The sequence below is a fragment of the Streptococcus sp. S5 genome (assembly GCF_034134805.1).
GTDB classification, from domain to species: domain Bacteria; phylum Bacillota; class Bacilli; order Lactobacillales; family Streptococcaceae; genus Streptococcus; species Streptococcus lingualis.
The window spans coordinates 1,375,220-1,399,152 of record NZ_CP139419.1 but is presented as its reverse complement, the minus strand read 5'-3'; the positions used below and the strand labels follow the sequence as shown (position 1 = coordinate 1,399,152).

25 protein-coding genes and 1 other annotated feature are annotated in these 23,933 nt (G+C 38.7%); of the genes, 24 read left to right on the top strand and 1 reads right to left on the bottom strand.

Annotation, left to right across the window (positions count from 1 at the left end):
* The 7 genes from SM123_RS06705 (at nucleotide 1) to SM123_RS06675 (ending at nucleotide 9,756) form a co-directional block, all read left to right on the top strand.
* Nucleotides 1–807 (top strand): ABC transporter permease, encoded by an 807-nt coding sequence (locus tag SM123_RS06705; protein WP_214259797.1) that lies wholly within the window; start codon nucleotides 1–3, stop codon nucleotides 805–807.
* Complete coding sequence (locus SM123_RS06700) at nucleotides 807–2,030, top strand: ABC transporter ATP-binding protein (RefSeq protein ID WP_023026986.1); 1,224 nt, start codon at nucleotides 807–809, stop codon at nucleotides 2,028–2,030. Before SM123_RS06705 ends, SM123_RS06700 begins: the two co-directional genes overlap by 1 nt.
* Before the next feature lie 12 nt (nucleotides 2,031–2,042).
* Nucleotides 2,043–3,392: a glycosyltransferase gene (locus SM123_RS06695; protein ID WP_320909289.1), complete on the top strand. Its 1,350-nt coding sequence runs from the start codon at nucleotides 2,043–2,045 to the stop codon at nucleotides 3,390–3,392.
* Between the two features lies 1 nt (nucleotide 3,393).
* Nucleotides 3,394–5,139: a rhamnan synthesis F family protein gene (locus SM123_RS06690; RefSeq protein WP_320909288.1), complete on the top strand. Its 1,746-nt coding sequence runs from the start codon at nucleotides 3,394–3,396 to the stop codon at nucleotides 5,137–5,139.
* 10 nt (nucleotides 5,140–5,149) lie between these two features.
* On the top strand, nucleotides 5,150–6,637 hold the full coding sequence (locus SM123_RS06685; protein ID WP_320909287.1) for a DUF2142 domain-containing protein: 1,488 nt from the start codon (nucleotides 5,150–5,152) through the stop codon (nucleotides 6,635–6,637).
* 22 nt (nucleotides 6,638–6,659) lie between these two features.
* A complete protein-coding gene (locus SM123_RS06680) occupies nucleotides 6,660–9,185 on the top strand; it encodes an LTA synthase family protein (RefSeq protein ID WP_320909286.1) in 2,526 nt (841 codons plus the stop codon).
* A gap of 94 nt (nucleotides 9,186–9,279) precedes the next feature.
* The gene (locus SM123_RS06675) at nucleotides 9,280–9,756 is read left to right on the top strand and encodes an EbsA family protein (protein WP_023917814.1); all 477 of its coding nucleotides are present in this window, start codon (nucleotides 9,280–9,282) and stop codon (nucleotides 9,754–9,756) included.
* Nucleotides 9,757–9,765: 9 nt separating this feature from the next.
* On the opposite strand, the gene SM123_RS06670 is transcribed toward SM123_RS06675, so the two are convergent.
* Nucleotides 9,766–9,966 (bottom strand): ferredoxin, encoded by a 201-nt coding sequence (locus SM123_RS06670; RefSeq protein WP_320909285.1) that lies wholly within the window; start codon nucleotides 9,964–9,966, stop codon nucleotides 9,766–9,768.
* Between the two features lie 45 nt (nucleotides 9,967–10,011).
* On the opposite strand from SM123_RS06670, the gene SM123_RS06665 reads away from it, so the two are divergent.
* The 17 genes from SM123_RS06665 (at nucleotide 10,012) to SM123_RS06585 (ending at nucleotide 23,916) form a co-directional block, all read left to right on the top strand.
* Nucleotides 10,012–10,467, top strand: coding sequence for an SAG1386/EF1546 family surface-associated protein (locus SM123_RS06665; protein ID WP_320909284.1), 456 nt, complete (start codon nucleotides 10,012–10,014; stop codon nucleotides 10,465–10,467).
* A gap of 14 nt (nucleotides 10,468–10,481) precedes the next feature.
* Entirely contained in the window at nucleotides 10,482–11,162 is a 681-nt protein-coding gene (gene cmk / locus SM123_RS06660) for a (d)CMP kinase (RefSeq protein WP_031574170.1), read from the top strand.
* A gap of 23 nt (nucleotides 11,163–11,185) precedes the next feature.
* Nucleotides 11,186–11,314 (top strand) — a sequence feature (ribosomal protein L20 leader region).
* Between the two features lie 16 nt (nucleotides 11,315–11,330).
* Nucleotides 11,331–11,861, top strand: coding sequence for a translation initiation factor IF-3 (gene infC / locus SM123_RS06655; RefSeq protein ID WP_003003721.1), 531 nt, complete (start codon nucleotides 11,331–11,333; stop codon nucleotides 11,859–11,861).
* Nucleotides 11,862–11,894: 33 nt separating this feature from the next.
* Nucleotides 11,895–12,095: a 50S ribosomal protein L35 gene (gene rpmI / locus SM123_RS06650; RefSeq protein ID WP_001125942.1), complete on the top strand. Its 201-nt coding sequence runs from the start codon at nucleotides 11,895–11,897 to the stop codon at nucleotides 12,093–12,095.
* Between the two features lie 49 nt (nucleotides 12,096–12,144).
* Nucleotides 12,145–12,504: a 50S ribosomal protein L20 gene (rplT, locus tag SM123_RS06645; protein WP_000124830.1), complete on the top strand. Its 360-nt coding sequence runs from the start codon at nucleotides 12,145–12,147 to the stop codon at nucleotides 12,502–12,504.
* A gap of 252 nt (nucleotides 12,505–12,756) precedes the next feature.
* Nucleotides 12,757–13,224: a deoxycytidylate deaminase gene (locus SM123_RS06640; protein WP_129824413.1), complete on the top strand. Its 468-nt coding sequence runs from the start codon at nucleotides 12,757–12,759 to the stop codon at nucleotides 13,222–13,224.
* A 173-nt stretch (nucleotides 13,225–13,397) separates the two neighbouring features.
* On the top strand, nucleotides 13,398–13,838 hold the full coding sequence (locus SM123_RS06635; protein ID WP_320909283.1) for a hypothetical protein: 441 nt from the start codon (nucleotides 13,398–13,400) through the stop codon (nucleotides 13,836–13,838).
* Between the two features lie 138 nt (nucleotides 13,839–13,976).
* Nucleotides 13,977–14,408 (top strand): hypothetical protein, encoded by a 432-nt coding sequence (locus SM123_RS06630; RefSeq protein WP_320909282.1) that lies wholly within the window; start codon nucleotides 13,977–13,979, stop codon nucleotides 14,406–14,408.
* 135 nt (nucleotides 14,409–14,543) lie between these two features.
* Complete coding sequence (locus SM123_RS06625; protein ID WP_320909281.1) at nucleotides 14,544–15,776, top strand: ABC transporter permease; 1,233 nt, start codon at nucleotides 14,544–14,546, stop codon at nucleotides 15,774–15,776.
* Nucleotides 15,777–16,038: 262 nt separating this feature from the next.
* Complete coding sequence (metK, locus tag SM123_RS06620) at nucleotides 16,039–17,229, top strand: methionine adenosyltransferase (RefSeq protein ID WP_320909280.1); 1,191 nt, start codon at nucleotides 16,039–16,041, stop codon at nucleotides 17,227–17,229.
* A 191-nt stretch (nucleotides 17,230–17,420) separates the two neighbouring features.
* On the top strand, nucleotides 17,421–18,680 hold the full coding sequence (locus tag SM123_RS06615; protein ID WP_320909279.1) for a UDP-N-acetylglucosamine 1-carboxyvinyltransferase: 1,260 nt from the start codon (nucleotides 17,421–17,423) through the stop codon (nucleotides 18,678–18,680).
* Nucleotides 18,681–18,736: 56 nt separating this feature from the next.
* Complete coding sequence (locus tag SM123_RS06610; protein ID WP_003003737.1) at nucleotides 18,737–19,288, top strand: GNAT family N-acetyltransferase; 552 nt, start codon at nucleotides 18,737–18,739, stop codon at nucleotides 19,286–19,288.
* Nucleotides 19,281–20,558 (top strand): CBS-HotDog domain-containing transcription factor SpxR, encoded by a 1,278-nt coding sequence (gene spxR / locus SM123_RS06605; RefSeq protein ID WP_049515543.1) that lies wholly within the window; start codon nucleotides 19,281–19,283, stop codon nucleotides 20,556–20,558. Before SM123_RS06610 ends, spxR begins: the two co-directional genes overlap by 8 nt.
* A gap of 21 nt (nucleotides 20,559–20,579) precedes the next feature.
* Complete coding sequence (locus tag SM123_RS06600; RefSeq protein ID WP_003003694.1) at nucleotides 20,580–21,440, top strand: methionyl aminopeptidase; 861 nt, start codon at nucleotides 20,580–20,582, stop codon at nucleotides 21,438–21,440.
* 83 nt (nucleotides 21,441–21,523) lie between these two features.
* Nucleotides 21,524–22,495, top strand: a complete 972-nt coding sequence (locus tag SM123_RS06595; RefSeq protein ID WP_320909278.1) for a YihY/virulence factor BrkB family protein — start codon at nucleotides 21,524–21,526, stop codon at nucleotides 22,493–22,495.
* 252 nt (nucleotides 22,496–22,747) lie between these two features.
* Nucleotides 22,748–23,212 (top strand): MarR family winged helix-turn-helix transcriptional regulator, encoded by a 465-nt coding sequence (locus tag SM123_RS06590; protein WP_003006732.1) that lies wholly within the window; start codon nucleotides 22,748–22,750, stop codon nucleotides 23,210–23,212.
* On the top strand, nucleotides 23,209–23,916 hold the full coding sequence (locus SM123_RS06585; RefSeq protein ID WP_320909277.1) for a B3/B4 domain-containing protein: 708 nt from the start codon (nucleotides 23,209–23,211) through the stop codon (nucleotides 23,914–23,916). Before SM123_RS06590 ends, SM123_RS06585 begins: the two co-directional genes overlap by 4 nt.
* Nucleotides 23,917–23,933 lie beyond the last annotated feature (17 nt).

The following is a 23,933-nucleotide window of genomic DNA, read 5'->3' as shown; positions in this document are numbered from 1 at the left end:
ATGTTTGACGTTTTTAGTCAGAAAAATCGAATTTTATTACGAGAGTTAATTAAAACGGACTTTAAATTACGCTACCAAGGGTCAGCGATTGGCTATCTTTGGTCCATTTTAAAGCCCCTGATGACCTTTACGATCATGTACGTCGTCTTCATCCGCTTTTTACGCTTGGGTGGGGATGTGCCCCATTTCCCAGTTGCCCTCTTGTTGGCCAATGTAATCTGGGGCTTCTTCTCAGAAGCCACATCCATGGGGATGGTGTCGATCGTTAGTCGAGGCGACCTGTTGCGCAAGTTGAATTTCTCCAAACACATCATTGTTTTGTCTGCGATTTCAGGAGCAGCCATCAACTTTGTCATTAACCTGGTTGTCGTGTTGATTTTTTCATTCTTCAATGGGGTGACATTCTCTTGGACAGCTTTGATGGTGATTCCGCTATTCTTTGAGTTGTTCTTGATGGCGACAGGATGTGCATTGATTTTAGCGACATTTTTCGTTCGTTTCCGTGACCTAGGTCAAGTTTGGGAAGTGCTCTTGCAAGCTGGATTGTATGCGACGCCAATTATCTACCCAATTACCTTTATCGCAGACCGCAATCCGTGGGCTGCCAAATTGGTCATGATGAATCCTTTGGCTCAAATCATCCAAGACATGCGTTATTTCTTAATTGATAAGGCCAACACCCCTGTTTGGCTTTTGGTAGAGAATAAGTTCTTGGTTCTGATTCCTTATGTTTTACCAATTCTTATTTTTGTCGCTGGCTTTGCTTACTTTAACAAACATGCTAAGAAATTTGCGGAGATTCTCTAATGACAGATAAACAAATTGCAGTAAAAGTAGACCATGTCAGCAAGTACTTTAAGTTGCCAACGGAGGCAACCAATAGTCTTCGAACTGCCCTGGTCAATCGCTTTAAAGGCATTAAAGGCTATAAAGAACAGCACGTTCTCAAGGATATTTCTTTTGAAGTAGAAAAAGGAGACTTTTTCGGGATCCTCGGAAGAAATGGTTCTGGGAAATCAACCCTCTTAAAAATTATTTCTGAAATCTATGTACCAGAAAAAGGTACTGTCACTATCGATGGGAAACTGGTGTCTTTCATTGAGCTTGGAGTGGGCTTTAACCCGGAACTGACTGGTCGTGAAAATGTCTATATGAACGGGGCCATGTTGGGCTTCTCAACGGCTGAAATTGATGCCATGTATGATGATATCGTAGACTTTGCTGAGTTGCATGAATTCATGAACCAAAAGCTCAAAAACTACTCATCAGGGATGCAGGTTCGTCTAGCCTTTTCGGTCGCGATTAAGGCCCAAGGTGATATCTTGATTTTGGACGAGGTCCTTGCAGTAGGAGATGAGGCCTTCCAACGCAAGTGTAACGATTACTTCCAAGAACGCAAGAAATCAGGGAAAACCACGATCCTGGTTACCCATGATATGGGAGCCGTCAAGAAATATTGTAACAAGGCTGTTTTGATTGAAAATGGATTGGTGAAAGCAATTGGTAGTCCTGAGAATGTTGCAAACCAATATAGTTTTGATAATACAGCTCCTTTGCAACAGGGAGGAGAAGCTAATGGAGCAGGTAATTCAAACCAGGAAGAAAATGCCTTGGTTGAAAATTTTCAGCTTCAGTTGTTAAGTTCGAACAAATTACGCCCTCAGGATCCTATTCAATTCCAGATTGATTTTGATGTTCGTGAAGATATCCAGACATATATCGCTCTGTCTTTGACGGATATCGATCGGAACATATGGATCTATAACGATAATTCTATGAATCAGCTGATCAGTGGGGCTGGACATAAAACGGTTCATTATACTTGTTCACTGCCAACAGTAAATGACTTGAAAATGAAATTAGAAGTGACAGTAAGGGATGCTGAAGGGCAGATGTTGGCTTTTTCAGATGCTACCCAAACTCCACTGATCTTTATCAATCGAGATGATATCGCTTTGGATGATAAATCAGCAATGGATGCGGCAAGTGGCTTAATCCAACGCAATGGAACATGGTCAATGACTGACTAGACTGAGGGAAATATGGAAACGACGCCTTTTGTTTCGATTATTTGTACGGTTTTTAATAAAGAGCCCTGGTTAAAGAAGACGATTGATAGCTTCTTAGCCCAACAAACTGAGTTTGATTATGAGATTATCTTGGTGGATGATGCTTCAAGCGATGGATCTCGTTCTATCATTCAGGATTATCAAGCCAACTACCCTGATCTGATTCGTGCCTTTTATCAGGATGAGAATCAGGGAATTTCTAAAACCTGGGTCTCTATCTGTAAAGAAGCACGTGGAAAGTATATTGCCCGCTGTGACGGAGATGATTTTTGGTTAGACCCTTTAAAACTTCAGAAACAGGTTGACTTATTAGAAAGTGAGCCTGATTGCAAATGGTCCAATACGGATTTTGATATTTATGATGAAAACGGAACTCTCGTTTCTAAGGCTGGCTTTGCTAATCATACAATTCCATTAGCAGATACCTATGAAAAGATGCTTGCAACAAGAGGTTTTACCATGGCCTCTACATGGCTAGTTGAAAGAGATCTGATGTTAGAAGTCAATCAAGAGTTAGATTTAACGACATCAGATGATACTTTCAACCTCCAATTGGAACTCTTTCAACGGACTTCTTTAGCCTATCTGGATGAAGCGACAGTTGCTTATACCATTAATCAAGGATCGGATTCTCGTCCTACTGATTTTAAAAAATTAGAACGACGATTTCATAAGTTGTTGAAAACACAACTTGAGTATCTTGATAAATATCCAAATGCCGATTATAAAGAGATGACGAAGATCCTTTTAGATCGTAATAATACTTATGAGATTCGTCTTTCCAAACCAATGGATTCTCTTTCACACATCGGAATGGAGTCTGTTACAATTTATTTTGGTGACGAAGAAAATACTTATTCGGAAGATCGTACCATGACCAAACTTCTTCAAAAAGAAGATAGTCTGGCAATCGAAATTCCGAAGGGAACTTCTGTTATCCGAGTTGATCTGTCTGAAAGTCCAAGTTATTACTATGATGTTGAATTGAGAGATTCTAACGGAAAGGTTTGCTCGCCAGTTTATAGTAATGGTATCGTTACAGATAATTTGTTTCTTTTTAGTGAACCAGATCCTCAATTGATTTATGAAGTTGAAGAAGAAGTTGTGTATCAACTGAGCTATAAAATGATTTCTATAGATAATCCCTCTGCACCGGATTATATTGGAAAAGTTTTTGCTGCTGAAATGTTAGATTGTCAAAATAGTTTGAAAAATCTTGAGGCAGAGTTGCAAGCTACGAAAGAAGCATATAATACAGTCATCCATTCTCGTCGTTGGACCATTCCAACAAAGATCTTGAAATTCTTTAGAATAAGGAAATAATATGCAACGTTTACTTTTATATGTTCACTACAATAAGTTTAATTTTATTAGTGGACATGTACTTTACCAATTAGAAAACATTCGTCCCTTGTATTCACGGGTGGTCTTTATCTCTAATAGTCAGCTACCAGAAGATGTGAAGTCTAATTTAGTAGCACAGCATCTGGTAGACGATATTCTAGAGCGCCAAAATAGTGGCTTTGACTTTGCGGCCTGGCGGGATGGAATGAAGACAGTCGGCTTTGACCAACTGGCTCATTTTGATTCGGTTACCCTCATGAATGATACCTGCTTTGGACCTCTTTGGGATCTAGAACCAATCTATCAGCGGTTTGAAAATGATAATGAAGTGGATTTCTGGGGAATGACCAATTACCGGAAAGACAAGGATTTTAACGAGCATATTCAGAGTTATTACCTTAGTTTTAAAAAACAGGTGCTGACATCAAGTGCCTTCCATGAATTTTGGCAGGGAGTTCAAGACTTCACTAATGTTCAAGATGTGATTGATAACTATGAAACCAAGGTCACAACGAATTTATTAGATGCTGGTTTTCGCTATAAGACGGTCTTTGATACCATTCATGAAGACACCACAGGGATGCTCTATCCAGACTTTTCTTACTACAATCCTACCGCCATTCTCAAACATAAGGTTCCTTTTATCAAGGTCAAGACCATTGCAAACAATGAAGGAATCATGCCTTACATTTTTGACGAATTGGAACGTATATCGGAATATCCATTAGATTTGATTCTTAACCATATGTCTATGATTGATCGTCCGGACTATCCGTATTTGTTATCGCGTAAGTACTTGATAAACCAAGAATTGGCAGATGATTTTGATAAAAAAGTTGCGGTGCATCTCCATGTCTTTTATGTGGATCTTTTAGAAGAGTTTCTAGATGCTTTCCAAGCTTTTCATTTTGCTTATGACTTATGGATTACGACAGATGTAGAAGAGAAGAAGCAGGATATTGGACAAATTCTTTCTAATCGGGCACAAGATGCGACGGTTGTGGTGACTGGAAACATTGGACGAGATGTATTGCCAATGCTGCTCTTAAAAGAGCAACTCTCTCAATATGATTATGTTGGCCATTTCCATACTAAGAAATCTAAAGAAGCAGATTTCTGGGCAGGTGAATCTTGGCGAAAAGAATTGATCGAGATGTTGGTCAAACCGGCTGATAAAATCCTAGCCAATATGGAAGTCAATCCAAAAGTCGGAATCACTATCGCAGATATTCCAACTTTCTTCCGTTACAATCGAATAGTGGTTGCTTGGAATGAGGCTCTTATTTCACCAGAGATGAACAAGCTCTGGGAACGAATGGGAGCGACCAAGACGATTGACTTCAAAAATCTCAATACCTTTGTCATGAGTTATGGGACCTTTGTTTGGTTTAAATACGATGCTTTGAAACCACTCTTTGATTTGAATTTGACAGTAGCAGATGTTCCGGCTGAACCACTACCTCAAAATTCGATATTGCATGCGATCGAACGTTTGTTGATCTACATTGCTTGGGATCAAAAATATGACTTTAGGATCTCTCAAAACCCACATGTTCTGACACCATTTATTGATAATAAGCAATTGAACAATCGCGAAGATCTTCAACCCCATACCTTTGTGGACTTTAATCAAATTGGGGGGATCAAAGGAGCCTTGAAGTATATCGTAATTGGTCCTGCAAGAGCTGTGAAATATATACTAAAAAGAATGATAAAAAGAAAGTAGAGTCAATTATATGGGAGTTATTGATAAGACTAGAATTAGAAATATTTTAATCGCTATATTTTTAGTATTATTTTCAAGGGTGTTTTTGGCTAGTTTATTTCAGTTTACTATCAACCTCAAAATTATACTATTAATTATTGGTATTGTGATTTATTTTATTCTTTTTGATCCAAAAGATAAAAAGAAATTGCCAATTAATGCTTTTTTTCTGATAATTATTTTTGGTAGTGTAATTTCAGTAGTGAAACCAGTCCAATATGGATTAGATGAAGAGTCTCATTTACCAAACGTAATTAGTATTTCGGATAGTCCTATTTTTAAATATTCTAATGAGAAATTGGAAGATTATAATTCAGTTTTTAAATATGACGCACTAAGAAATCCTAGTAAAAAAGATAAAAATTATTGGTTCAATGTTGAGCATAAGGAAAGTAAGATTAAAGGAGTAAGAGTTGGATTTGATAATCCAGCCTTCATTCCTAGTGCAATTGGATGGAATATAGGTAGATTAATCTCTAAAAAAGTGTTTGTTTCCTATTATTTGGGAAGAATCTTCGAAGTAATAGCATATGCCATTCTAGTATTTATTGCATTAAAAATCAGCAAAGTTTATAGAGAAGCGATATATTTATTTTCTACATTCCCTGCAGTATTGTACATCATAGCAGGTTATCATTATGATTATTTATATTTTGGAGCCACTTTAATTAGTCTTGCTATATTGACAAATATTCTATCAGGTGAACGTAAAATTGATAGAAAATATGCTTTTGTATTTCAATGCTCTACATTATTATTTTCATTTGCAAAATTTCCGTTTGTATTAATTGGAAGTCTATTTTCAATATTGCCAAATAAGTATTATCAGGATAAATCAGTAAGAAAATTCAGTTCAATACTGTTTGGTTTAAATTTATTCATTTCCTTTACATACGTTGGAATCATTAAATTGTTTGCTTCAGACAATGCTTTGTCAGGCAAAGGCCCAGGACTATTATATTTTGTAACACATCCATTACCATTAATTAGAACTTTACTTTTAGCGCCATACGGTATTATTCATGATTTTGTTTCTGAACCATTGAAATATGTTTCAGAATCGTCTCCGTTTTTAATTGCAATTTCGATAGTTATTTTCTTTTTCGCTATGTTTGTCATTGTATTAAAAAATAAAATTGAAATGCCAACATTTTTTAAATATTACTGTCTTCTTTTACTTGCAGGTATTGCCTCATTAATAGTAATTGCTATATCAGGAGATCCGAGGGTATACCACAAAGGTGATATTACTGTAGGTGGTGTACAAGGTCGTTATTATTATTTTATTCTGATGTTTTTGCCACTTTTTTGTGGATCCTGGTTTAGAAAATTATTTGGTTTTTTAGATATGACTATTCAGAATGAAGATTCGAACTTCGAATGTAGCTTGCAATATATGTTAGTGTATTTAAATATTTTAACAATTAGTATCGGAATTTATACTCAATTGCAGGGATAAAAAATTTTAGGAAGGATAAAAAATGAAGAGAAAGAGGAAATTAGATTTTAGAGATTTTCTTTTTAAAATTTATAATAAAATAACAAGAACACAAAAGTACTGTATAGCTCTCTTTCTTTTATTTTTTATAAGCAACACTTTCTTAACACAAAATTTGATTTCTAAAGAGATCAAATCAACAGGATCTGTATTATTCTTAGTTAATCAGTTTGGTATTTGGTTTGGAATAGCCTTCTTAATTCTGGTTTTACTAATTTCACAATACACTTTAAAATGGATTTTTTTCCTTAAAATTTTAGTTTCATACGTAATCTATTTAATACTATCATACTCGATTGATGTTTCGCTTAATATTAATAATCCTAGTTATAAGATTGATCATTTCCAAAAAAATAATTTTTGGCAATTTAATTCTCTAGTATTTATTTTATCATTGTTAGTGATTTCTTATGTTTTGGGTCAGATAAGAAAATCATATGATAATAAAGCGAATAGAAAAAAATTAGAACCTATTGGGAAACTGTTCGAATATGTCTTGCATTCTAGCATAGTTTGTTCGTTCATTTTTACTGATTCTAAAATTCTTTCTTTTTTGAATCGTACATCATGGTATGTATCTGGAAATTTTGAGAAATTAGGAGCAGGAAAGTACTCCTTGAGTCAATTTTGGATTTTAGAATTTTATTTGCTACTCTTAAGTATTTTCCTGACTTTAGTTGGCTTGCTTTTTGTAAAAGGACAAGTTGATGTAGTAAAAAATAGGTCTAGTTTTTCGCTAGCTGTATTTACAAGTATTAGTCTTGCAATATTATTTAATACAGGAATTCAATTGGGGCTAGGACATGGGGAACCTTTGGTTGGATACTCAATATTTCCTGGTGGTGTAATCTTTCAGATATTATGCTTATCTTATCTGTTTATTTTTCTATACATACTTCTTAATAGATATTTATTTACGACAATATTGATTTTATTTGGTGGGGTTCTGTTTATTGTTGCGAATGCTTTAAAATTTAGTATGCGTGCGGAACCAATTTTGCCAAGTGATTTGGTCTGGGTATTTCAACCTTCTGTTTTATTTAGTTTTGTAGATGCTTCGGTTTTAATGACTGTAAGTATTTCCTTACTCATTTTTACGTTTATCTATATAATAGGACGGAGATATATTTATCCAGGTAGAATTATTCGTGCAACGATCTTAAGATTTATTTTATTAGGACTTATACTCTTATTGTCCATTAATGTTTATTCTATTTTTAAAAGAAAAGATAATGGAAAAATTATTGATGACGTTCCGATTATTACTTTGTTAAATAATTTCCAAGATACAAAATGGTTAGGAAATTCTATAAACGCTAGATATCGATCGTTGTCATATGTATGGTTGAATCAAATAACAACAGATCCAATTATAGAACCGAAGGGATATAGTAAAGAAAAAATCAAAGAAATTGAGAAGAAATATGATCAAGTAGCTTTAGAAATCAATAAAAATAGAAATGAGTTAATTGATAATCAAACGATTGTTTATGTTTTAAGTGAGAGTTTTGCTGACCCATCAAGAATTGAAGGGGTAAGTTTATCTAGAAATCCTATATCAAAAATTCAAGAAATTAAGGCAAAAGTTACAAGTGGATTAATGCAATCGGATGGTTATGGTGGTGGAACTGCAAATATGGAGTTCCAAACATTGACGGGGTTACCTTTTTATAATATTAATCCTACAGTTTCTGTATTGTACTCAGAGGTTGCTCCTAAAATGAAAAAACTAATTTCAGTTAGTGATTCATTTAATAATAAAGAAGTTATTCATTTCGAATCTCCAATTAATTATTCTAGAAATGTAATTTACAATAGATTGAAATTCAATAAATTTATAAGTATTGATGATAAAAAGAATTATGATTTAGGTTATCAAGAAGTGCATATAAGTGATGAATCTACGTATAAGGCAGTATTAAAAGAGATGGATGCTAAAAAGAATCAGTTCTTTTCTGTCATTACAATTCAAAATCACTCCCCATTTATAGCAGGAGAACCTTCAGACTTAACAGCAACAGGCAGAGGTTTTTCAGATGATGAAAATACCAAGCTAACGAATTATTCACGTCTTTTAACCTTTACCGACACCGCCACCCAATCCTTCCTGGAAAGTCTTTCTAAAATCGATAAGAAGATTACAGTGGTATTTTATGGGGATCATTTGCCAGGTCTTTATCCTGAGTCCGCCTTTAAGAATAATCCGGAGAGTCAGTATCAGACAGACTACTTCATTTGGAGTAATTTTGATGCACCGAAATTGAACTATCCTTTGGTTAATTCAAGTGATTTCTCTGCTATGGTCTTTGAACAGACCAATTCAAAAGTTTCACCTTACTATGCTTTGTTGACAGAAGTGCTGAAAAAAGCAAGTGTCGATAAAAAGGCCTTAGAAGGAGAAGCGCAAGAAATTGCAGAGGATTTGAAAATGGTTGAATACGACTTGATTAGTGGGAAAGATTACCTTTCTAAAGACTTCTTTAAAGTTCCAACTAATAAATCCAATTAAAAGGAGAGCAAGCAGTTAAAAATCTTTGTGATTTTGGCTGTCTGGCTCCCTTTTTTTTGTTTTTTATGCTAAACTATTAGATGGGGGTGCGCTCATGATTAAGATATTTGGAAAGGTCCATTATCATTGGCAACCGGACTTATCTATTCTTGTGACTTATTGGTCCATTGCAGTGATTCCGGTCTTTATTGGACTGGCCTTGATGTATGAGAGCTCTAGTGTGCCAACGCTAGTTTTGTTTTCGTTCTTTTTATTTATGGTCTTGCTCGCGATTGGGGTCCATCGTTACTTCACGATCTATGAGGATGGGATCTTGCGGATTATTACAGCTAATCCTTTTACTCCAATCAAGGTGAAGATTGACTCGATTGAAAAGGTCGAAGTAAATAAGAAATCGATCAAGCTCATTTTTAATGATGGTTCGCGCAGTCGGACATTCTGTATGCGTAAATGGCCGAAGAAATATTTTATCAATGCACTTGCCTTAAATCCTTATTTTAAGGGAGAAGTAATCCTGACGGACAATTTCATCCATGTGGATTACTACGAGATGTATTATGCAAACAAATAAAAAGCCCTCTTAATCTTTTAAGAGAGCATGAGTGGGGCATTCTTTGATAGCCTCGAGAACATCGTTTGTGACAGAAACTTCCTTTTCAAGGAGGTCGTCCTCTTCAGAAGCAAATTTAACGATGCCATTGTCATGGTAATCAAATAATTCAGAATAGGTCTGACAGAGACCGCAAGCGATGCAACGATCTGGAATTAACGTAACTTTCATACTTCTATTGTAATGATTTTTACGAGAAAAAACAAGGAGGAAGTCATGGCAAAAGAACCATGGGAAGAAGATATTTACGATGATGGAGAAGAAACATTGAAAAGAACGAGTAAGTTAAACGGAATCAAGGCAGATCGTCTGTTGACGATTTTAGCCATTATTTTCTTTGTAGTAGTAGTGGCGATGGTCTGCTTGTTGATCTTCCTTTCAACAGGTGGCAGCAATAAATCAAAACAAATGTCTGGTTTCTACAATGGAGAGACAAAGATTGAACAGAAATCATCAGCCCCTGCAGCACAAACTGACCAAGCGGCTAAAGACGATAGTTCAAAAGATGAGAACTCTGAAGAAGGTACGATCACTGTTCAAGCAGGTGAAGGGGAAGCAGCGATTGCTGCGCGTGCTGGTATTTCCATTGCCCAATTGGAACAGTTAAATCCATCTCACATGTCTACAGGATCTTGGTATGCCAATCCTGGTGATGTCGTTAAGATTCAGTAGGAGTTGAGGACAGCATGAAACAAATTCAAATTGCCATTGATGGACCGGCTTCCAGTGGAAAATCCACGGTTGCAAAGATCATTGCCAAGGATCTAGACTATACGTATCTAGACACAGGAGCTATGTACCGTGCGGCGACTTATCTAGCTTTGCAAAATAATCTGACAGCTGAACAGGTTGATGACCTCTTAGCCCTTTTAGATCAGTATCCAATTAGTTTCGGTCGTTCAGAAGAAGGAGAGCAGCTTGTCTTTGTAGCAGACGTGGATATTACCCACCCAATTCGCGATAACCAAGTGACCAACAATGTTTCATGGGTTGCAGCGCTTGCGCCAGTCCGTGAAAAACTTGTCGCTCTACAGCAAGAAATTGCAGCAGAGGGAGGCATCGTTATGGATGGACGCGATATTGGGACGGTCGTCCTTCCACATGCAGAGTTGAAGATCTTTTTGGTTGCTTCGGTTGAGGAGCGGGCAGAACGTCGTTATAAGGAGAATGTTGAAAAGGGCATCACAGCGGATCTTGAATTGTTGAAAAAAGAAATCGCTGAGCGGGACTATAAGGACAGTCACCGTGCCGTTTCTCCTTTGAAACCTGCAGCTGATGCCATTCATTTTGACACAACGGGTGTTGGAATTGCAGACGTTGTTGCCTTTATTGAAGAAAAAGCAAAAAAACTTCTTGACAAAGAATAAAAAACTTGATATCATATAAAAGTTGAGAAAAGCAGAAGTGAGAACTTCTCGCCTTGTGACGCAAGTTGCCTGGCTCCTACGGATCAAGTTTCAGAAATGAAATACATCATGTAGTTCGGGCCTATTTTGCAGGTCCGTTCTTTGTTTTTCTCGAATAATAAAAAAGAGGTGAAAACCATAGCAAAGCAAGACTTATTCATCAATGATGAAATTCGTGTACGTGAAGTTCGCTTAATCGGTCTTGAAGGTGAGCAATTGGGTATCAAACCACTTAGCGAAGCGCAAGCACTTGCGGACGACGCTAATGTTGACTTGGTTCTCATTCAACCGCAAGCTAAACCTCCTGTTGCGAAAATTATGGACTACGGTAAGTTCAAATTTGAGTACCAGAAGAAGCAAAAAGAACAACGCAAAAAACAAAGCGTTGTGACCGTTAAAGAAGTTCGTTTGAGCCCAGTGATTGACAAGGGTGATTTCGATACAAAACTTCGCAATGCTCGCAAATTCCTTGAAAAAGGAAATAAAGTGAAGGTATCCATTCGCTTTAAGGGTCGTATGATTACCCACAAAGAGATTGGTGCTAAAGTTTTAGCCGACTTCGCTGAAGCGACACAAGATGTGGCGATCATCGAACAACGAGCTAAGATGGATGGACGTCAAATGTTCATGCAATTGGCGCCAGCAACTGACAAGAAATAATCTGTCAGAAAGTTAAAAAAAGGAGAAAATATCATGCCAAAACAAAAAACACACCGCGCATCAGCTAAACGTTTCAAACGTACAGGTTCTGGTGGACTTAAACGTTTCCGTGCTTACACTTCTCACCGTTTCCACGGAAAAACTAAGAAACAACGTCGTCATCTTCGTAAAGCATCTATGGTGCATTCAGGAGATTTCAAACGTATCAAAGCAATGCTTACTCGCTTGAAATAATCGCGTATTCGTAAGTAAAGAATTCTAGGAAATATTGGAGGAAATATAAATGGCACGTGTTAAAGGTGGCGTTGTATCACGCAAACGTCGTAAACGTATTCTTAAATTAGCTAAAGGTTACTATGGAGCTAAACATATCTTGTTCCGTACTGCAAAAGAACAAGTAATGAACTCTTACTACTATGCATACCGTGACCGTCGTCAAAAGAAACGTGACTTCCGTAAATTGTGGATCACACGTATCAATGCGGCAGCTCGTTTGAACGGACTTTCATACTCACAATTGATGCATGGTTTGAAATTGGCTGAGATCGAAGTAAACCGTAAAATGCTTGCTGACTTAGCTGTTAACGATGCAGCAGCTTTCACAGCTCTTGCAGATGCAGCTAAAGCAAAACTTGGTAAATAATGTTTATAATAGGCTGGGCAAAAGTTGTCCAGCCTTTGATGTATGATAGAAATAACTGTATGACGCAGTGGTTGATTGGTATCTTTATTCGCTTTTTAAGCTCTAAAGATGACCTAATCAACTGTGCGGGGGTGGGAAAACGAACTCTTTTTTACTAGTCAGAGTTCTTTCCCACTCCCTTTTTTTCTTGTTGATTTCATGCTATAATGAAAATAATCGTAACTGATATGAGGAGAGATGGAGGATACAAAGGTGACACACAATCGACTAGCATGGGATGAGTATTTTGCAGCTCAGGCCTTACTGATTTCGAATCGGGCGACCTGTAATCGGGCGAAAGTAGGGGCTGTTCTGGTTAAGGATAATAAGGTCATTGCAACCGGCTATAATGGATCTGTTTCTGGAACAGATCATTGTTTAGAGGATGGCTGCCTCATGGTCGAGGGACACTGTGTCCGCACCATTCATGCAGAAGTTAATGCGATATTGCAAGGAGCTGAAAGAGGGATTCCCAAAGGCTTCACAGCTTATGTCACGCATTTTCCTTGTCTCAATTGTACTAAGCAGTTACTCCAAGTTGGCTGCAAGCGGGTGGTATACATCCATCAATACCGCATCGATGAATATGCCGAATACCTCTACCGTGAAAAAGAAGTAGAACTGGTTCATCTGCCAATTGAAGAAGTCAAAAAGGCTATTGCAGAGGCAGACTTCATTTAAAAAAATCCTGTCTAAAACTTGATATAGATCTAATAGAAAGCTTGTTTTTGAGATCACGCTTGCCTGATTCGTCTAGAGGAAGGAGAGTGTGATGATACGTATAATTTGCTATCTAATTTTCTTATTCGCCCAGGGACCTGGGTTTGTTGTTATATGAAAGGTATGAAACCGTGATGACAGACAAAGAGAAGCATTTTGAAGAAAATAAGGAACATCGTAAGATCAGTGAAGATCATCCCAATTCTGTATTTGTTCAGAATCCTCTAAAAGAAAATGGCTTACATTCTATTCTTCTTTCAGTGACCTTTTACTTATCCATTATCTATCTTGTATTGTTTGTCTCTCTCTTTGCACTTTCGGGTTATGGATGGGGATTTGTGGTTTTAATTTTCCTTGGACCAAACTTATTAAGTCTTGCGATTGGGGCCTTTTTACTTCGACTAGGGATGAAGAAGGGGAATAAAAGCCTTCTTTATGCGAGTATTGGACTCTATCTGCTGTCAATCATCTTGGCTTTTGATCCAGACTGGGAAATTTTTCGAATTGCTCCCTTATGTTTAGGTGTTCTGGATTTAATCGGAACACTCCTGGTTAAAGAAGAGAAAAACTATTAATGAAAAAGGTAGGTATTGACAACTTTACTCAATAAAAAGTATTCGGGTCGATCAAAACGATCGTTAAATCAATTCTTTTTGTCGATGTTTGAGTACTATTATTTTAAAGGACGACTAAGAACTTTAGGAGAAAATGAAATGTCAGATCAACCAAAACATTCTGAAGTAAAAAAAGAGAAAGAGGAAAGGATTACAGATGAAGTTCGTTCACCTGTTGGTGAATTTGATTCAGAAAAGAGAATTGGGAAATCTGGAATACTTGCTTTTGCCCTGCTCATAGCCATTGCTTATATCATTTTGCTTTTATTAGGTCTCTTTTCACTAGGATCATGGGTTGGTGGTTTTTTGTACTTTTTGGGAATCCATATGATTAGCTTTGTGATTGCAACCATCCTACTTTGGAATGGAAATGTGAACGGCAATAAAGCAACTCTTTATATAGCAGCAGCTATTTATGTTCTTTCATTTATTGCTGCGGGTGATCCTTCTTGGGTGATTAATCATATACCACCGTTTGTGGTAGGAGTGTTGGTATTGATTGGAACTGTATTGTTAAAAAATGAAGAGTGATGATAGCAGGTAGGGTGTTTAAACCTATCTTTTTTATTTATTTCTGACAACTCACTAGGAAAACGGTTACAAACTGTGTTATAATTTAAATAAATGGATCGTTAAATACTTTTCTTAGAAAGCGGAGGAGAATCTATGTCTAGAAAAAAATGGTATGGTATACTGCTAATTCTTGAAGCAATTCTTTATCTTGTTTCTTATGGTAGTAGTCTAGTAGAGAGCTATAATGTCCAAAATTTAAATGGAAATACACCACTGATCACTACCTCTAGTATTTTTTCTATATGGAATGGAATGATTATTTGCTGGGTAATTTGGAGAATCATGAAGCAACGTTTAAATGTTGAAGGATTGATAGCTGTTCTTCTCCTCTCAATTACTCAACTACTGATGTTTTTTTTACCACCTTTTTCCCCAACAAATCTGCTGAACATTTCCTTTGTGCTAAATATCATTTGTTTAATATGGATTTGGTTGCTTATAAAGAATGTAGAAATGAGGGAGCTTTTAAACAATTGGAAAAGTAAAGATGGTTGGAAATCATCGATAGCTTATTTAGTACTATTTGTTGCCTCTACAAATATTTCTCCACTATTTATATTGATTGGTATGGATAGAACGAGTGATATTTACGCTTTTACACTTCGATACAGTGTAATGGAGTTAATGTTTTTACTTCTGATTAATGTTATGATCACAAGTACAAGTGATAAACTTCAGAAAGTCTTTTCTCTTTTGCTCATTTTATCTTCCCTTGTTGAGATAGGTATAGTATACTCTTTCATCACTCGTATAAGTTTTTACGGTCTCTTTTATCTTCTCTTATCGATTTATATTGCTTGTCGTGTTTTTAGTTTACTTGAGAAAGTTGCAGCTAGCTGGGAGTCCAAGGTGAAAGTACAAGAAGTATCATCTATTGAAATTAAACCAGAGATGGAATACCCTCAAGTAGAAGGAGAGATAGATGTAAACGATCAGTTGAATGCTGATATACAATCAAACAATGATAAAGAAAATTCGCCAAAGAGGATCATTCTTCATTCGTCTTGGTTATGGAGCGCCCTTATAATAGCAGTCTGCCACCTTGGTATTATGATTTTTCCTTTATTTTTAGGAAACCCCATGTATCTACTGATCTTATATATTGGTGCCATCCATTATATTTGTTTTATGATTGCGACTATATTACTTTTCATAGGTATGAGGAATGGAAATGTGGGTCTCTTAAATACATCAGCCGTCTTATTTATTGTTTCCATCATAGGTACGCTAGATCCTTATTGGACAGGTCCAAATATTTTATCCTTGGTTTTAGGAGTCCTGGTATTTATTGGAGGTATATTTCCTAAAAATCTAAATAAAGAATAGGAAAATTTGGAGTATTCTACTAAATGTGGCAACTGTTATATCATTCGCGTTCAACTTTCTACTTTAAACAACTTGAAATTTCCTATTAGGGATTAAGGAAAAAGATATAGTTTTAAACTATATCTTTTTCTTTTTAGAAATAAAGAAGTTATGAGAGAAATTGTGTTATAATTAGATGTTATATGGTCCCGATAAGGTGGTAGAAATCTTCTATCAGTACTTTGTAACTCTATAACAATATTTTTTAAGGGGGGACATTTTTATGTCAGAACGTAAACTTTTCACGTCTGAATCAGTATCTGAGGGGCATCCAGATAAGATTGCAGACCAAATTTCAGATGCTATTTTAGATGCTATTTTAGAGCAAGATCCAGAAGCTCACGTGGCTGCCGAAACAGCTGTTTATACTGGTTCCGTGCATGTCTTTGGCGAGATTTCAACGACTGCTTATGTGGATATTAATCGTGTGGTTCGTGATACCATTGCAGAGATTGGTTATACTAATACGGAATATGGATTCTCAGCTGAAACTGTTGGAGTACACCCATCATTGGTGGAACAATCTCCTGATATCGCTCAAGGGGTAAACGAAGCCCTAGAAGTACGTGGGAATACGGATCAAGATCCACTCGATTTGATTGGTGCAGGAGACCAAGGTCTCATGTTTGGTTTTGCGGTGGATGAAACAGAAGAACTCATGCCATTGCCAATCTCACTCAGTCATAAGTTGGTTCGTCGTTTGGCAGAGCTTCGTAAGTCTGGGGAAATTAGCTATCTTCGTCCAGATGCCAAATCACAAGTCACTGTTGAGTACGATGAAAACGATCGTCCAGTGCGCGTGGATACGGTTGTTATTTCAACCCAACACGATCCAGATGTCAGCAATAAACAAATCCACGAAGATGTGATTAATAAGGTCATTAAAGAAGTGATTCCAGCTTCTTACCTAGATGATGAGACAAAATTCTTCATCAACCCAACAGGACGCTTTGTTATAGGTGGTCCTCAAGGAGACTCAGGATTGACAGGTCGTAAGATCATCGTCGATACCTATGGTGGTTATTCACGTCACGGTGGTGGTGCCTTCTCTGGTAAGGACGCAACCAAGGTGGACCGTTCGGCTTCTTATGCAGCTCGTTACATTGCTAAAAACATTGTGGCAGCTGGTCTTGCTAAGAAGGCAGAAGTGCAATTGGCTTATGCGATCGGGGTGGCTCACCCAGTATCTGTTCGTATCGATACTTTCGGTACTGGAACAGTCGCTGAAAGCAAGCTTGAAAAAGCAGCGCGTCAAATCTTTGACCTTCGTCCAGCAGGAATCATCCAAATGCTGGATCTCAAACGTCCAATCTACCGTCAAACAGCGGCTTATGGACACATGGGACGTACAGATATCGATCTTCCATGGGAACGCTTGGATAAGGTTGATGCCTTGAAAGAAGCTGTAAAATAATTAGTTGAAATGGAAAAGTTAGGGTCAAGTTGATCCTAGCTTTTTTCGTTTTGAAAATTCCTACAGATGGAAAAATAGGTCGATCTGTGGTATAATAGATGCAGTATTTTGAATACGTTGTCCCTTTTATTTCCGTTACAAAAAACGATAGTAAAAGGAAAAAGACTTGAAAGAGCTAATAAATTATTAAGATGAAAAAAATTGTAATAAATGGTGGTCGCCCTCTAAAAGGAGAGGTGACCATTAGTGGTGCAAAAAATAGTGTAGTAGCCCTGATTCCGGCGACCATTCTGGCGGATGATATCGTGACCCTTGATGGGGTACCGGATATCTCCGACGTGGCGAGTCTGATTGAAATCATGACCATCATGGGGGCTAAGATCGAGCGCAAAGAAGACAGTTTGATTATTGATCCACGTGGGGTGAAGAATATGCCCATGCCATTTGGAAAGATCAACAGTCTGCGAGCTTCCTATTATTTCTATGGCAGCTTACTAGGACGCTATGGTCAAGCAACGGTTGGACTACCTGGTGGGTGTGACCTTGGACCACGTCCTATCGATTTGCATTTGAAGGCCTTTGAAGCGATGGGAGCCGCTATGACCATGGATGGCTCTAGTATGAAACTTGCGACTGATGGCAAGCCTCTTCAAGGAGCTAACATTTATATGGATACTGTTAGTGTCGGTGCAACGATCAATACGATTTTGGCAGCGGTCAAAGCTGAAGGTCGGACAGTGATCGAAAATGCGGCTCGAGAACCTGAAATTATCGATGTGGTGACCTTGCTCAACAACATGGGAGCTCATATTCGTGGAGCAGGAACAGACATCATTATCATTGATGGTGTTCCACAATTGCATGGAACGAGACATCAGGTGATTCCAGATCGCATCGAAGCAGGAACCTATATTGCGCTTGCAGCTGCTATTGGGGAAGGTATCCAGATCAATAATGTCCTATATGAGCATTTAGAGAGCTATATTGCCAAGTTAGAGGAAATGGGTGTGCGCATGACCATTTCTGAAGATAGTATCTTTGTAGAAAAGCAGACGGGTTTGAAGGCCATCCAGATCAAAACGTCTCCTTATCCTGGTTTTGCGACTGATTTGCAACAACCGATCACACCTTTGCTCTTAACGGCTGCAGGACGTGGACGAATCGTTGATACGATTTATGAAAAACGGGTCAACCATGTACCAGAATTGGCTAAAATGGGGGCCACCATTTCGACCTTGAACGACCACATTATCTATGAAGGGCCAAATCAATTGGCAGGATCCAGTGTGAAAGCGACGGATCTTCGAGCTGGTGCGGCTTTAGTGATCGCCGGTCTCATGGCTTCTGGAACAACAGAAATTACAAATGTGGAATACATCCTTCGCGGGTATTCAGATATTATTCATAAATTGACCCAACTTGGAGCAGACATCCAGTTGGTTGAGGAATAGTGACAGAACGAGAGATCTGATAGTGGCGGCTGGATACACGAACAATGGAGTTTGAAATGAATATTTGGACGCACTTAGCTGCCTATTCACTAATTGAAACACAAAGGTTGTATTTACGACCTTTTCTCTTTGAGGATGCGGAAGATTTTTATAAGATTGCTTCGAATCCTGATAACCTACAATTTATCTTTCCTGCACAAGCCGATCTTGCTGAAACTCAATATGTACTAGCCAACTATTTCATGAAAAATCCCTTGGGGGTTTGGGCAATCTGTGATAAGGAAACTAATCAGATGATCGGCTCTATCAAGTTTGAAAAGTTGGATGAAATTAAGGGTGAGGCTGAGTTAGGCTACTTTTTACGCAAGGATTTTTGGGGAAAGGGCCTGATGACAGAAGCGGTCAAAGAGTTGGTTTATCTATCATTTGAGAAATTTCAACTGAAGGAGCTTAAGATTGTCACCCATGTTGAAAATGCAGGGAGTCAAAAGGTCGCTTTAAAGGCTGGTTTTCGTCTCTTTCGTCAATTCAAAGGGAGTGACCGCTATACGCGTAAAATGCGCGATTATTATGATTTCCGCCTAGGTAGAGGGGACTTCTATGAGTAAACACCAAGAGATTTTAGACTATCTCGAAAAATTACCGATTGGAAAACGTGTCAGTGTCCGCAGTATCTCCAATTTTTTGAATGTCAGTGATGGGACGGCCTATCGTGCCATTAAAGAAGCTGAAAATCAAGGAATTGTGGAAACGCGTCCTAGAAGCGGAACCATCCGTGTCAAATCGCAAAAAGCTGTACTAGAGCACCTGACTTATCGGGAAATTTTAGAAATCACCGGTTCTGAAATATTAGCTGGTGAAGAGGGACTCGAAAAAGAATTTAATAAATTTTATATCGGTGCCATGACAGAAAAGCACGTCCTTGACTATGTGTCTGAAGGGGGGCTTTTGATCGTGGGTGACCGCACTAGCATCCAACGATTGGCTCTTAAGCATGACAATGCGGTCTTAGTGACGGGTGGCTTTGAAGTGAGTGAGGATGTGATTGATCTGGCCAATCAGGTACAAATCCCAGTCATCCGAACTTCACACGATACCTATACCGTCGCGACCATGATCAATAAGGCCTTGTCTAACATGCAGATCAAGACGGATATCTTGACAGTCGAGCAGGTCTATCGGCCCTTCCATGAGTACGGCTATCTTTCTGAGACGGATACGGTCCGGGATTATTTAGATTTGGTTCGAAAGAATCGCTTTAGTCGTTTTCCGGTTGTCAATCAGCACCAGATGGTGGTGGGGGTCGTGACCATGAGAGATGCTGGAGATAAGGCGCCTCAGACGACCCTTGATAAGGTGATGTCACGGACCATTTTTACCACTAATTTGTCCACCAGCATTGCGACGATTAGCCAACGGATGATCGCTGAAGATTATGAAATGATTCCTGTTGTTCGTAATAACCAGACCTTGCTGGGTGTTATTACGCGTCGGGATGTCATGGATCGGATTAGCAAGGTGCAGTTTTCGAGCTTACCAACCTTTAGTGAGCAAATTGGTCAAAAGATTCAAACAGAGAACGACCATTACCAATTCACAGTGGAGCCAAGTATGCTGGAGAAAAGCGGTGTTTTGGCCAATGGGGTCATGATCGAAGTGCTGATGAAGGTTATTCGCAAGATGATGCAACACAGTGGGCGTAGCTTGATTGTCGAACAGTTGATCATCAATTTTTTACAGGCTGTGCAGGTGGATGATGTGATCCGCATTGAACCCCAACTTGTTCGGCGAACTAGACGTTCGGCCTTGGTTGATTTTAGCTTGTATTTAGATCTGCAGCTAGTCGCGAAAGCAACCATTACGATTAAGATTAATTAAACAAAAAGAAATGAGGAGACAATGATTACATTAAAATCACAACGTGAAATTGAAGCCATGGATCGTGCAGGAGATTTCCTTGCCAGCATTCATATTGGATTACGTGACTTGATCAAGCCAGGGCTTGACCTATGGGAAGTTGAAGAATATGTCCGTCGTCGCTGTAAAGAAGCCAATGTCTTGCCGCTCCAGATCGGTGTAGAAGGCAGTCTCATGGATTATCCTTATGCGACTTGCTGTGGTTTGAATGACGAAGTAGCCCATGCTTTTCCACGTCATGTCATTCTCAAAGATGGTGATCTCCTCAAGGTAGACATGGTCTTGTCAGAACCACTGGATAAATCTGTTTTGGATGTATCGAAATTAGATTTTGATAATGTAGCCCAAGTGAAGAAATACACGGAGTCTTATAGTGGTGGCTTGGCGGACTCTTGCTGGGCTTATGCGGTTGGAAATGTTTCGCAAGAAGTCAAAGATTTGATGGACGTGACCAAAGAATGTCTCTATAAGGGAATTGAGAAAGCAGTCGTAGGTAATCGCTTGGGAGATATTGGTGCAGCGATTCAAGAGTATGCCGAAAGCAAAGGCTATGGCGTGGTGCGTGACTTGGTCGGACACGGTGTCGGGCCTACCATGCATGAAGAGCCAATGGTCCCACATTATGGTCGTGCTGGACGCGGTCTTCGCTTACGTGAAGGGATGGTCTTGACGATTGAGCCAATGATTAATACCGGTACTTGGGAGATTGATACAGATATGGAAACTGGTTGGGCCCATAAGACCCTTGACGGCGGCCTTTCTTGTCAATACGAGCATCAATTTGTGATTACAAAAGATGGTCCAGTGATCTTGACTAGTCAAGGTGAAGAAGGAACATACTAAAAAATAGAGAGGAAAGAATGGAGCTGAAGGCAAGTGTCTGGTTTCGCTCTTTGCTCTTTTTTAGTAAAATGGGGAGGTGACGAATGAAAAAGGTCCTACAAAAAATACTGGGACAGCCATTTATAAAGGGCTTCGTGCGGTTTTATCAGAGTGCAGAGTCTGATATCACCAGCATTGCGGTGGCTTATTATTTGCTGATCTCCATTTTCCCTTTGATGCTGATTGCAGCCAATATTTTACCCTACTTTCATATTCGTCCCACTCAGATTCTATTAAGCTTACAAAAAATTTTGCCAGCCTCCTTATATCGAATAGTGGCACAGATGATTTCGAGTGTCTTGACCAAACCTTCGACAGGCTTACTGAGTTTCTCGATTATTTCTGCTTTGTGGATCTTCTCTCAGAGCATTGCCTACCTCCAAAAAGCCTATAACAAGAGTTATGGGGTGGAAAAGGAGCGTGGTATTATCTGGGGGCGACTCTTTAGCTTTCTGATCAGTTTTGCCTTGCAGGGCTTGTTTGGACTTTCGCTCATTCTTTCCATGTTTGGGAAAATGATCGTTCGATATCTCTATAAGACCTTTTCATTTGATCGGACGATTTATGTGCGCTTACTGAATTTGACAGAGCCGACCATCTACCTCTTACTTTTTGTCAGTCTGGTCTTGCTCTATTACACCCTTCCAAATGTCAAAATTCCAAAATTTAGATATGTATTGCCAGGGGCGACCTTTGTTGTTGCTGTCCTGTATGCGATCTTGAATATCTTTTGGAAATATGTGGATCGTTATGTGAGTCATTTCTTAGATGCTCGTTTCTTCGGTTCGGTCGTCCTAGCGGTCATCATGTTCTGGTTCATCTTGGTGGCTAAAATCATGATTATTGGTTGTATTTTAAACGCCAGTATCCAATTTGCCAGAGAAGCCAAGTTCCAAACGCGCAGTGGAGAAATTGTCTCTAAGTTAAAATCAGAAGAAGTGGACTTTCGGCATAGAGAAGTTTCACAAAAATTAAAGCGTCGGTTACGCTTGATAAAAAAAGAAAAAACGGAATAAGGGAGAGTGGGACAGAAATCGGTCATTCGTTAGAATTCGATTTCGTCGTCCCACCTCCGCACAGTTGAGTAGGGCTGTAAAAGCTGATGAAATCAGCGTAGTAGAGCCCACTCAACCACTGCGTCTTGTTCGACAATTCAAAAATAATTGAGAGGCTAGGACTTTTGTCCCAGCCTCTTTTTTGTTATCTATTTTTATTGCATTTGCAATAAAAATGTGTTATGCTATTGTCAATAGGAAAGGAGGAGTGAGATGAGTATTTTGCGTGAGATAGGCATCATTGCGCGAGCACTGGATTCTATAGCAAATATTGAATTTCGAGATTTAGATTTGGCGCGTGGTCAATACCTCTATCTGGTGCGAATTGCCGAGCAACCTGGAATGATTCAGGAAGAACTCTCTGAGCTCTTAAAAGTCGATCGCTCAACTGTTGCCCGATCCGTAAAAAAACTAGAAGAACGAGGATTGATTCAGCAGCGCCCAAGGGGTGAAAACCTTAAAACCAAGGAATGGGAATTAACTGAAAAAGGCAAGCAGATTTACCCCTTCATTTTAGGGGAACATCTTTACTCTGAGACAACTGCCTTAAAAGGATTTTCCAAAGAAGAAGTCGCACAGTTAGAGGAGTATCTGATCCGAGTTCGTGAGAATATCACCCTGGATTGGGAACTAGTCAAAAAAGGTCAAAAAAGAAATTATAGTGAGGTAAAGCAATGAAAGTGACAGTCGATCAAGCATTTTGGGATTTATTTCCAACAGCTAGAATTACAGTGATGTCCTTGTATGGCATTGATAATACAGTAGATGAAGCCAAGGATCCTTATTTCAAAGAATTATTGGACAAGGGTGCCAAGCGAGCATGGGAATTTATCGATGAAGAAAACTATACCCAGAGTGAGTTTGTTCAAGAGTGGCGCCAAGCTTTTGGCAAGTTCAAAACAAAAAAAGGAGCTCGATCTTCCATCGAGGCACTCTTAAAACGGGTTCACCAGGGGCGTGAATTCTATCCGATTAATCCTTTGGTGGATCTTTACAATAGCGTTTCTATGGCTTATGCCCTTCCTTGTGGGGGAGAAGATATGGATAAATTGGTGGGTGGACTCTCTCTAGGCCAAGCGAAAGGGGGCGAACCTTTCTTTCCATTAGGAGCTGACGAAGATGCGCCAGCTTTGGAAGGGGAGATCATCTACTACGACCAAGAAGGCGCCGTTTGCCGTTGTTTGAATTGGCGTGAGGCTCAAAGAACCATGCTAACTGAAGATACCAAGGACGCTATTTTAGTCATTGAAGCCATCAACGAGGAGCAGGCCAAACGGGCACAAACAGCCATGCAGGAATTGAAAGATCTAGCTAAGGATTATTTTGGGGTTGAAGGCACCATCTATCAATTAAGTGCAGAGCATGCAAGTATAGAAGTTTAAAAGAATAAGGCTTGAAA

Excerpts from the sequence above, each read along its gene's own strand:
- SM123_RS06705 (WP_214259797.1), top strand. The coding sequence starts at position 1 with ATGTTTGACGTTTTTAGTCAGAAAAATCGAATTTTATTACGAGAGTTA.
- SM123_RS06700 (WP_023026986.1), top strand. The coding sequence starts at position 807 with ATGACAGATAAACAAATTGCAGTAAAAGTAGACCATGTCAGCAAGTAC.
- SM123_RS06695 (WP_320909289.1), top strand. The coding sequence starts at position 2,043 with ATGGAAACGACGCCTTTTGTTTCGATTATTTGTACGGTTTTTAATAAA.
- SM123_RS06690 (WP_320909288.1), top strand. The coding sequence starts at position 3,394 with ATGCAACGTTTACTTTTATATGTTCACTACAATAAGTTTAATTTTATT.
- SM123_RS06685 (WP_320909287.1), top strand. The coding sequence starts at position 5,150 with ATGGGAGTTATTGATAAGACTAGAATTAGAAATATTTTAATCGCTATA.
- SM123_RS06680 (WP_320909286.1), top strand. The coding sequence starts at position 6,660 with ATGAAGAGAAAGAGGAAATTAGATTTTAGAGATTTTCTTTTTAAAATT.
- SM123_RS06675 (WP_023917814.1), top strand. The coding sequence starts at position 9,280 with ATGATTAAGATATTTGGAAAGGTCCATTATCATTGGCAACCGGACTTA.
- SM123_RS06670 (WP_320909285.1), bottom strand. The coding sequence starts at position 9,966 with ATGAAAGTTACGTTAATTCCAGATCGTTGCATCGCTTGCGGTCTCTGT.
- SM123_RS06665 (WP_320909284.1), top strand. The coding sequence starts at position 10,012 with ATGGCAAAAGAACCATGGGAAGAAGATATTTACGATGATGGAGAAGAA.
- cmk (WP_031574170.1), top strand. The coding sequence starts at position 10,482 with ATGAAACAAATTCAAATTGCCATTGATGGACCGGCTTCCAGTGGAAAA.
- rpmI (WP_001125942.1), top strand. The coding sequence starts at position 11,895 with ATGCCAAAACAAAAAACACACCGCGCATCAGCTAAACGTTTCAAACGT.
- rplT (WP_000124830.1), top strand. The coding sequence starts at position 12,145 with ATGGCACGTGTTAAAGGTGGCGTTGTATCACGCAAACGTCGTAAACGT.
- SM123_RS06635 (WP_320909283.1), top strand. The coding sequence starts at position 13,398 with ATGACAGACAAAGAGAAGCATTTTGAAGAAAATAAGGAACATCGTAAG.
- SM123_RS06630 (WP_320909282.1), top strand. The coding sequence starts at position 13,977 with ATGTCAGATCAACCAAAACATTCTGAAGTAAAAAAAGAGAAAGAGGAA.
- SM123_RS06625 (WP_320909281.1), top strand. The coding sequence starts at position 14,544 with ATGTCTAGAAAAAAATGGTATGGTATACTGCTAATTCTTGAAGCAATT.
- metK (WP_320909280.1), top strand. The coding sequence starts at position 16,039 with ATGTCAGAACGTAAACTTTTCACGTCTGAATCAGTATCTGAGGGGCAT.
- SM123_RS06615 (WP_320909279.1), top strand. The coding sequence starts at position 17,421 with ATGAAAAAAATTGTAATAAATGGTGGTCGCCCTCTAAAAGGAGAGGTG.
- SM123_RS06610 (WP_003003737.1), top strand. The coding sequence starts at position 18,737 with ATGAATATTTGGACGCACTTAGCTGCCTATTCACTAATTGAAACACAA.
- spxR (WP_049515543.1), top strand. The coding sequence starts at position 19,281 with ATGAGTAAACACCAAGAGATTTTAGACTATCTCGAAAAATTACCGATT.
- SM123_RS06600 (WP_003003694.1), top strand. The coding sequence starts at position 20,580 with ATGATTACATTAAAATCACAACGTGAAATTGAAGCCATGGATCGTGCA.
- SM123_RS06595 (WP_320909278.1), top strand. The coding sequence starts at position 21,524 with ATGAAAAAGGTCCTACAAAAAATACTGGGACAGCCATTTATAAAGGGC.
- SM123_RS06590 (WP_003006732.1), top strand. The coding sequence starts at position 22,748 with ATGAGTATTTTGCGTGAGATAGGCATCATTGCGCGAGCACTGGATTCT.
- SM123_RS06585 (WP_320909277.1), top strand. The coding sequence starts at position 23,209 with ATGAAAGTGACAGTCGATCAAGCATTTTGGGATTTATTTCCAACAGCT.